Raw genomic sequence first — 7655 nt, forward strand, 5'->3', positions numbered from 1 at the left:
TTCGGGCGCGCTGTACGGCAAAATCGCTAGCGTCTTTGCCTCTACGGGCACCGGCGGCGGCCAGGAGCAAACCATCACCTCCGTCTGGACCACCCTCGCCCACCACGGCATGGTGATCGTTCCTATCGGTTATGGCACTAAAGAACTTTTCGACATTTCTCACGTACGCGGCGGAACGCCTTACGGCGCGACTACGCTGGCGGGCGGAGATGGATCGCGTCAACCTTCGGCGGAAGAACTGGATATTGCCCGTTATCAGGGCCAACACGTCGCCGGACTGGCGGTTAAGCTGCAGGGATAAAATCCACAACAGGAGATCTTCATGACAACAGAACAGTCGAAAGAGCATCACGTAGGCGAATGGGCATCACTGCGCCACACTTCACGCGAAATCGCTGAAGCCATTTTTGAGGTAGCCAACTACGACGAACGTTTAGCCGAGCAGATCTGGAGCCAGCAAGGCAGCGATGAAGTGCTGATTCGTGCCTTCAAAAAGACCGACCAGGATGTTCTGACCTGGGACGACAAAACGGTCGAGCGCAAAAACGTTTGAGTGACAGGCGGGCATTGTCCCGCCTTTGTTACCTTTACATCACCAAGGAGCCTTGTATGTCAGCCTATCAAAGTATCAATCCAGCCAATAACCAACTGCTAAAAGCGTGGAACGAGCACGATGATGCCTATGCACAACAGGCGCTGAAAACCGCAGATGCGCTTTATCATTCCGCGTGGAGTAAAGGCGATATTCAGCCGCGTTTGCAGGTGCTGCACCGTTTAGCCGACTTGATTGACCAACGTGCCGAAGAACTGGCGACCATCGCCAGTAAAGAGATGGGCAAGCTGATTGGGCAGAGCCGCGGTGAAGTAAAAATCTGTTCGCAGATCGCCCGCTACTACGCTGAACATGCCGCGACATTTTTACAGCCGCAACCTTACGCCAGCGATGTGGGCGATGCCTGGCTTGAGTACCATCCGATTGGCGTGATTGTCGCGGTTGAACCGTGGAACTTCCCTTACTATCAGCTGATGCGCGTACTGGCGCCAAACCTGGCGCTGGGCAATCCGGTACTGGCAAAACACGCCAACATCGTGCCGCACTGCGCCGATGTATTTGAGAAATTGGTGGAAGAAGCCGGGGCGCCAAAAGGCGCGTGGACCAACTTGTTTATCTCTACCGATCAGGTTGCGGATCTGATCGCCGATCCACGCGTACAAGGTGTGGCGCTGACCGGTTCCGAACGCGCCGGTAGCGCCGTGGCGGAACAGGCCGGTAAACATCTGAAGAAATCGACGCTGGAACTGGGCGGTAACGATGTGTTTGTAGTGCTGGACGATGCCGATATCGATGAAGCGGTACGTCAGGGCGCGCAAGCTCGCCTCAGCAACTGCGGCCAGGTGTGTACCGCCGCCAAACGCTTTATTCTGCATGAGAAAATTGCCGATAGGTTTATGGCCAAATTCAGCGCGGCTCTGCAATCTGCTACGCCGGGTGATCCGCTTGATGAGAAAACCACGCTCGGCCCGCTCTCTTCAAAAGATGCGCGCGATCGTTTAGTGAAGCAGGTTGATGAAGCGGTGAAAAATGGCGCGCGCGTGGAGTTTGGTGGACGCGCCATTGATGGCGTCGGCTGCTATTACCAGCCAACGGTGCTTACCGGTCTGACACCCGACAATCCGGCTTACTATCAGGAGTTCTTTGGCCCGGTGGCACAGGTGTATGTGGTGGCGGACGATCGTGCCGCTGTGGCGCTGGCGAATGATTCAAATTACGGCTTGGGCGGTTCGGTCTGGACCAAAGACATTGCGCGCGGCCGTAAGATGGCGTCGCAGATTGAAACCGGCATGGTGTTTATCAATTCGCAGAGCGATACCTCAGCAGAGTTGCCGTTTGGTGGCGTGAAACGTTCCGGTTACGGACGTGAGCTGTCGGATTTGGGTATTAAAGAGTTCGCCAACCAGAAATTGGTGGTCGTCGCCGGTTAAGTTCACAGGCATAAAAAACCCCGCTTCGGCGGGGTTTTTTATTGGTAGCAAACTCAGTTGCTGGTCGCCGCTTTTGCCGGCTCTTCTGGCTTGGCTGGCGTGGCATCGGCTTGCGCTTTCTGTGCAGCTGCCGCATCGGCCTTGGCTTTGTCATCCGCTGCTTTCTGGGCGGTGGCTTTCTCGGCTTTGGCTTTCTCGTCAGCGGCTTTCTGCGCTGCCGCTTTATCCGTCTTCACTTTCTCTTCAGCCGCTTTCGCGTCTGCAGCCTTCTGTGCTGCGGCTTTATCCGCTGCTGCTTTGTCTGCAGCCGCTTTATCGGCAGCAGCCTGATCGGCTTTCTGCTTGGCATCATCTGCGGCTGGTGCGGCCGCCGCTGGTGCTGGCTGTTCTGCCGGAGCAGGTGCAACAGCAGGCTGCAGTGGCGTACCTTGCAGAGCGCCATTCAGTGCGCCGGTGAATTGATCCCAGCTGCAGTAGCCGTTGGCATCCGTTTCACAGCCTGCCAGTTGCAGCGTGACGCGCTTCGGTGGATTTTTCAGGCTCAGCACGTCGGCATCGCGCAGCTGATCGGCCGTTTGATAGACATACTCAATTTTCAGCAGATCTTTGTTGTTCTTCACATCGTGCCAGCGTTCGAATACCACCTGACCGCCAATTGGCGTTTTCTCATCGTTGCCCGGCAGTTCATAAGGCTTAACCTGCAGTGCGCTAAGTAAGGATGCGATATTGGAATCATGACCGACCATCAACGTCACTTTTGGCGCGTTGGCTTTGTCCTGATCGACTAACTGGCTGCGGATGTAATCCACCAGCGGTGCGGCCACTTCGCGCGCCACTTCAGGAGAGGCGAACAGCGCATCCTGATAACCGTTTTTGATCGACGCCAGCTCTTTCCACTGCTCAGGCGTTTTGATCTGGCCCCAGGCAACCTGATCGGCCGGGAAACCTTCGTAATATTGCAGCGTGAACGCATCCACCAGCGAGTTGCCGATTTTCAGCGGGCCGCTTACGTTTGGCTCTTTACCGTTATCCGCGCTGAAGGTGTTATCGCCGCTGCTCAAATCACACTGCTTTTTGCCGTTACAGACCGGGGCAGATTTGTAATCGACGATTTTTTCCAGATGCTGGAAGGCAGGTTTCAGTGCCAGCTTTTCATTGGCGGCTGTCATGGCAGCCAACGCTTTCTTGTTGAATTCATCGCTGCCGTCAGTGACGACCGGATTGAAGATAGGATCCATGGTGCCCATCGCATCCTGATGCGTTACTGCGATATCACAGCCAGGGAAAGCCCCAGTGATAAAGTACTGCGCGGTCGCCACGGTGCGCTGCAGGCTGTTAGCGTAGACAAAGATGTTGCTGCTGTCCGGGCAAGTACCGTTCTGGACTAAGCCCTGCTGTGCCAGCCACTGACGGGTGTAATTACCCATGTAGACTTCCAGCACGCCACCTTTGGTGGTGAGCTCGCCGCCCGCGACATCCCACTGCGGCCAGCTCTTTTTGGTGGATTGTTCCAGTACGCTGCCGTTATTGGCGAGCGGCGCACGCAGGTTATGACGGCTTAACATCAGCACCTGCTGGAGTTGCATATCTCCATCCGCAGCATATGCGGACATGCCCATCGGGAGCGCAGCGATGACTGACAACGCGCAAAGACTCAGTTTCTTGATCATTGTGCCTATTCCATAATTCATCAGTGAAACACTCTGGCTTTCAAACGATTAGCCCGCCAAAGAGCGAATTACCGCACAGTGTAACTCAGCTTGCATCGGAAAATCGCCAGATGTTTGCAAAAAACCGTGCATGGAATATAGCAGTAAACGCGCCTGGCGTTGGGCAATGGCAGCAGATTGAAAAGCAACGCGATGTTTTTCGGAATTTATGAACGCAGAAAAGCAAAAAGCCCGCATTTCTGCGGGCTTCTTTAATATGGCGGAGGAACAGAGATTCGAACTCTGGGATGGTTTCCCATCGACGGTTTTCAAGACCGTTGCCTTAAGCCACTCGGCCATCCCTCCGGGGATTTTTTGTTGCGTCACTCAGCGAGAGTGAATGGCGGAGGAGGAGAGATTCGAACTCTCGGATGGTTTCCCATCGACGGTTTTCAAGACCGTTGCCTTAAGCCACTCGGCCACCCCTCCGCAATGAGGCGCACTATAAACATCCCCCATAACGATGTAAAGCCTGCAATGAATCGTTCGGCTGAAAAACAGCCAAATTCTATTTTTTCGGCGTCAATTTCGCCATTCTGCTCAGCGAAACAGCAATTTATCGCGTAAAGATGGGTAAAACGCCTTTTCTGTCATTCAGGCGCTGCGTATCCTCTTGCCATATTTGGTGTTTCTCTCTTTAAGGAGCGCGTGATGGAAAGAGTTTTTAGCTCGTCGCAGCAATCGTTAGTTAGCACCCACAAGGTGCTGCGCAATACTTATCTGTTACTTGGCTTTACGCTGGCCTTCTCGGCGGTTACCGCAACACTTAGCACCGTGTTTGCATTGCCTTCACCGGGTCTGATTCTGATGCTGGTGGGCTTTTATGGTTTGATGTTCCTGACGCATAAACTGGCTAATAGCCCAGCAGGTATTCTGGCCGCCTTCGCCTTTACCGGTTTCCTCGGTTACTGCCTTGGCCCAATCCTCAGTTCATTCCTTACTGCGGGCATGGGTGATGTGATCGCCATGGCATTAGGCGGCACGGCATTGGTGTTCTTCGGTTGCTCGGCCTATGTGCTGACCACGCGCCGTGATATGTCATTCCTGAGCGGCATGATGATGGCCGGCTTTGTGGTGCTGCTGGTGGCGGTAGTTGCCAACATCTTCCTGCAACTGCCTGCGCTGCATCTGGCGATTAGCGCCCTGTTCATTCTGTTCTCTGCCGGTGCCATTCTGTGGGAAACCAGCAACATCATTCATGGCGGCGAAACTAACTACATTCGCGCCACCGTGAGTCTGTATGTCTCGCTGTATAACATCTTTGTTAGCCTGTTGAGCCTGCTGGGCTTCGCTAACCGCGATTAAGATGCCGTAACCGTTATCAAACCCCGCTTCGGCGGGGTTTTTGCTTTTTATGGCTGGGCGAATTTACAATGTGTCCATTAACGCAATGAGGAATGACTGTGAATTTTGCCGGTAAAGAGATTGCCACCGATGCGGAAGGCTATCTGAAAAATAGCGCGGACTGGAGCGAGCCGCTGGCTGCTGCCATCGCGGAGCAAGAAGCGATCGTGATGAGTGACGCGCATTGGGAAGTAGTGCACTTTGTGCGCAACTTTTACCAGGAATTTAATACGTCGCCGGCGGTGCGCATGCTGGTAAAAGCCATGGCGCAAAAGTATGGCGAGGAGAAAGGCAACAGCCGCTATCTGTTCCGCCTGTTTCCGGAAGGCCCGGCGAAGCAAGCGACCAAAATTGCCGGATTGCCAAAACCAGCCAAGTGCCTGTAATCAGCCGGTGGTGAATCGCGTAGGCATTTCCCTGGGCTGATGCGGCTCCACCAGCACTTTGTCCACCCGCGCGCTACGCGGCCCACCCGCTTTTAGCCAACTGATCAATTCATCGACCTGCTGCGCTTCACCGGACGCCAGCACTTCAACGCTGCCGTCGGCCAGATTGTGCGCATAACCGCTTAGATTCAACTCTCTGGCCTGCGCTTGCGTGTGGTAGCGAAATCCCACGCCCTGCACGATGCCATGCACCCAAATTTTGCAGCATGTGGTTGCCATTGCGTTCTCCCATCACCTTGCGTTGCAATTTGCCGCCATCCGCCGGAAAATGGCGCCTCATTTTTTCAGGTAAGCATAGCAAACTATGACCGTTCGATTGATTCTCGCAAAGGGACGTGAAAAATCCCTGCTCCGCCGCCATCCGTGGGTGTTCTCTGGTGCCGTTGCACGTATGGAAGGTAAAGCCCAGTCTGGTGAAACCATTGATGTCTGTGACAGCAATGGCAAATGGCTGGCTCGCGCCGCGTATTCTCCGCAATCACAAATTCGCGCACGCGTCTGGAGCTGGCAACAGGATGAGTCAATCGACATCACCTTCTTCGTGCGCCGCTTTGAGCAAGCGCAGCTGTGGCGTGACTGGTTGGCTAAACGTGACGGGCTGGACAGCTATCGCCTGATTGCCGGTGAGTCTGATGGCATGCCAGGCGTTACCATCGATCGCTTCGGCAACTTCCTGGTGCTGCAACTGCTGTCTGCGGGTGCGGAGTATCAGCGCCCGGCCATCGTTTCAGCTTTGCAGCAGTGCTTCCCGGATTGCGCTATTTACGATCGCTCAGACGTGGCGGTGCGTAAAAAAGAGGGACTAGAGCTGGCACAAGGCCCGGTATCGGGTGAACTACCGCCACCGCTGCTGCCGATTACCGAACACGGTATGAAGCTGTTAGTGGATATTCAGGGCGGTCATAAAACCGGTTATTACCTCGATCAGCGTGACAGCCGTTTTGCCACGCGTGGCTACTCAGAGAATGCACGCGTGCTGAACTGCTTCTCTTACACCGGTGGATTTGCGGTTTCGGCCTTGATGGGCGGCTGTCGTGAAGTGATCAGCGTTGATACTTCGCAGGACGCACTCGACGTGGCGAAACAGAACGTTGAACTCAATGGTCTGGATGTGTCGCGAGCCCAGTTCGTGCGGGACGATGTGTTCAAACTGCTGCGTCGTTATCGCGACAGCGGCGAGAAGTTCGACCTGATCGTGATGGATCCGCCGAAATTCGTTGAGAACAAGAACCAGTTGATGGGCGCGTGTCGCGGTTATAAGGATATCAACATGCTGGCCATTCAGCTGTTAAATCCCGGCGGCGTGTTGCTGACCTTCTCCTGTTCTGGCCTGATGCCGACCGATTTGTTCCAGAAAATCATCGCGGATGCCGCCGTTGATGCCGGTCGTGATGTACAATTCATAGAGCAGTTCCGTCAGGCAGCCGACCATCCAGTGATCGCCAGCTATCCTGAAGGGCTTTATCTGAAAGGTTTTGCCTGCCGCGTGCTGTGACTTGAAAACGCTGTCCCTGCCTCCATATTGGTAACAGGGCAGTCTTTTGGGAGGTCACAATGATTACGACTAAATTTGGAATTGGACAGCAGGTCCGACATCGTCTCTCCGGGGTGCTCGGCGTTATCGTGGATGTCGATCCGGAGTTTTCGCTTGATGAGCCAGAAGTTGATGATGTCGCTGCCAGCGAAACGCTGCGCGCCGCGCCCTGGTATCATGTGGTGATGGAAGATGAAGAAGGCGATCAGGTGCATACCTACGTCGCTGAAATTCAGCTGGCGGGGGAAACCTCCTTTGAACATCCCGAACAACCTTCAATGGATGAGCTGGCCGCGTCAATTCGGCAGCAGCTGCAGGCACCCAGCCTGCGACATTAATGACAACGGCGACTCAGGTCGCCGTTTTTGTTTTAGCGCGTGATACCAAGCCGTGGAATTTCAATCTTCGGACAGCGATCCATCACGACGGTCATACCTGCGTCTTGCGCCAGCACCGCCGCCTGCTCATTAATCACGCCCAGCTGTAACCACAATGTATCCGCCCCAATGGCAATCGCTTCCTGCGCTACGCCCCACGCCGCTTCGGCATTGCGAAATACATCCACCATATCCACTTTTCCGGGAACTTCCGCCAGCGTGGCATAAGCCGTTTGGCCGAGAAGTTGTTGGCCCGCCAGTT

The 7655-nt window shown here is 54.7% G+C and carries 10 protein-coding genes and 2 tRNA genes; 7 read left to right on the forward strand and 5 right to left on the reverse strand.

What is annotated here, in order from left to right; translation table 11 throughout:
• The 3 genes from wrbA to RTY00_RS15610 form a co-directional block, all read left to right on the forward strand.
• The coding region (wrbA, locus tag RTY00_RS15600) for an NAD(P)H:quinone oxidoreductase (protein WP_312665061.1) at window positions 1-301 on the forward strand (301 nt) is incomplete at its 5' end.
• A gap of 21 nt (window positions 302-322) precedes the next feature.
• The gene (locus RTY00_RS15605) at window positions 323-553 is read left to right on the forward strand and encodes a YccJ family protein (protein WP_007887329.1); all 231 of its coding nucleotides are present in this window, start codon (window positions 323-325) and stop codon (window positions 551-553) included.
• 56 nt (window positions 554-609) lie between these two features.
• Window positions 610-1983 (forward strand): NAD-dependent succinate-semialdehyde dehydrogenase, encoded by a 1374-nt coding sequence (locus RTY00_RS15610; protein WP_312665062.1) that lies wholly within the window; start codon window positions 610-612, stop codon window positions 1981-1983.
• A 53-nt stretch (window positions 1984-2036) separates the two neighbouring features.
• Here the strand turns inward: RTY00_RS15610 and agp are convergent, their stop codons facing one another.
• The 3 genes from agp to RTY00_RS15625 form a co-directional block, all read right to left on the reverse strand.
• Window positions 2037-3653 carry a bifunctional glucose-1-phosphatase/inositol phosphatase gene (agp, locus tag RTY00_RS15615; RefSeq protein ID WP_312665063.1) on the reverse strand — a complete coding sequence of 539 codons (1617 nt, stop codon included), beginning with the start codon at window positions 3651-3653 and terminating at the stop codon, window positions 2037-2039.
• Between the two features lie 257 nt (window positions 3654-3910).
• A tRNA-Ser gene (locus RTY00_RS15620) sits at window positions 3911-3998 on the reverse strand.
• 35 nt (window positions 3999-4033) lie between these two features.
• Window positions 4034-4121, reverse strand: a tRNA-Ser gene (locus tag RTY00_RS15625).
• A 222-nt stretch (window positions 4122-4343) separates the two neighbouring features.
• On the opposite strand from RTY00_RS15625, the gene yccA reads away from it, so the two are divergent.
• The gene (gene yccA / locus RTY00_RS15630; protein WP_008101414.1) at window positions 4344-4997 is read left to right on the forward strand and encodes an FtsH protease modulator YccA; all 654 of its coding nucleotides are present in this window, start codon (window positions 4344-4346) and stop codon (window positions 4995-4997) included.
• Between the two features lie 98 nt (window positions 4998-5095).
• Complete coding sequence (gene tusE / locus RTY00_RS15635; RefSeq protein WP_101761038.1) at window positions 5096-5422, forward strand: sulfurtransferase TusE; 327 nt, start codon at window positions 5096-5098, stop codon at window positions 5420-5422.
• On the opposite strand, the gene yccX is transcribed toward tusE, so the two are convergent.
• Window positions 5423-5701 (reverse strand): acylphosphatase, encoded by a 279-nt coding sequence (yccX, locus tag RTY00_RS15640; RefSeq protein WP_312665064.1) that lies wholly within the window; start codon window positions 5699-5701, stop codon window positions 5423-5425.
• A gap of 85 nt (window positions 5702-5786) precedes the next feature.
• Between yccX and rlmI the strand changes: the two genes are divergently transcribed.
• Both rlmI and hspQ read left to right on the forward strand, forming a co-directional pair.
• Window positions 5787-6977: a 23S rRNA (cytosine(1962)-C(5))-methyltransferase RlmI gene (rlmI, locus tag RTY00_RS15645; RefSeq protein ID WP_061717073.1), complete on the forward strand. Its 1191-nt coding sequence runs from the start codon at window positions 5787-5789 to the stop codon at window positions 6975-6977.
• Between the two features lie 59 nt (window positions 6978-7036).
• The gene (hspQ, locus tag RTY00_RS15650; protein ID WP_312665065.1) at window positions 7037-7354 is read left to right on the forward strand and encodes a heat shock protein HspQ; all 318 of its coding nucleotides are present in this window, start codon (window positions 7037-7039) and stop codon (window positions 7352-7354) included.
• A gap of 32 nt (window positions 7355-7386) precedes the next feature.
• Here the strand turns inward: hspQ and RTY00_RS15655 are convergent.
• A partial coding sequence (locus tag RTY00_RS15655) for a CoA-binding protein (RefSeq protein ID WP_312665066.1) occupies window positions 7387-7655 on the reverse strand: 269 nt, incomplete at its 5' end.

The sequence above is a fragment of the Pantoea sp. CTOTU49201 genome, from assembly GCF_032054795.1.
Lineage (GTDB): Bacteria > Pseudomonadota > Gammaproteobacteria > Enterobacterales > Enterobacteriaceae > Pantoea > Pantoea symbiotica.

Bases quoted from the DNA above. Each gene is read 5' to 3' on its own strand.
- RTY00_RS15605 (WP_007887329.1), top strand. From the start codon at position 323: ATGACAACAGAACAGTCGAAAGAGCATCACGTAGGCGAATGGGCATCA.
- RTY00_RS15610 (WP_312665062.1), top strand. From the start codon at position 610: ATGTCAGCCTATCAAAGTATCAATCCAGCCAATAACCAACTGCTAAAA.
- agp (WP_312665063.1), bottom strand. From the start codon at position 3,653: ATGATCAAGAAACTGAGTCTTTGCGCGTTGTCAGTCATCGCTGCGCTC.
- yccA (WP_008101414.1), top strand. From the start codon at position 4,344: ATGGAAAGAGTTTTTAGCTCGTCGCAGCAATCGTTAGTTAGCACCCAC.
- yccX (WP_312665064.1), bottom strand. From the start codon at position 5,701: ATGGCAACCACATGCTGCAAAATTTGGGTGCATGGCATCGTGCAGGGC.
- rlmI (WP_061717073.1), top strand. From the start codon at position 5,787: ATGACCGTTCGATTGATTCTCGCAAAGGGACGTGAAAAATCCCTGCTC.
- hspQ (WP_312665065.1), top strand. From the start codon at position 7,037: ATGATTACGACTAAATTTGGAATTGGACAGCAGGTCCGACATCGTCTC.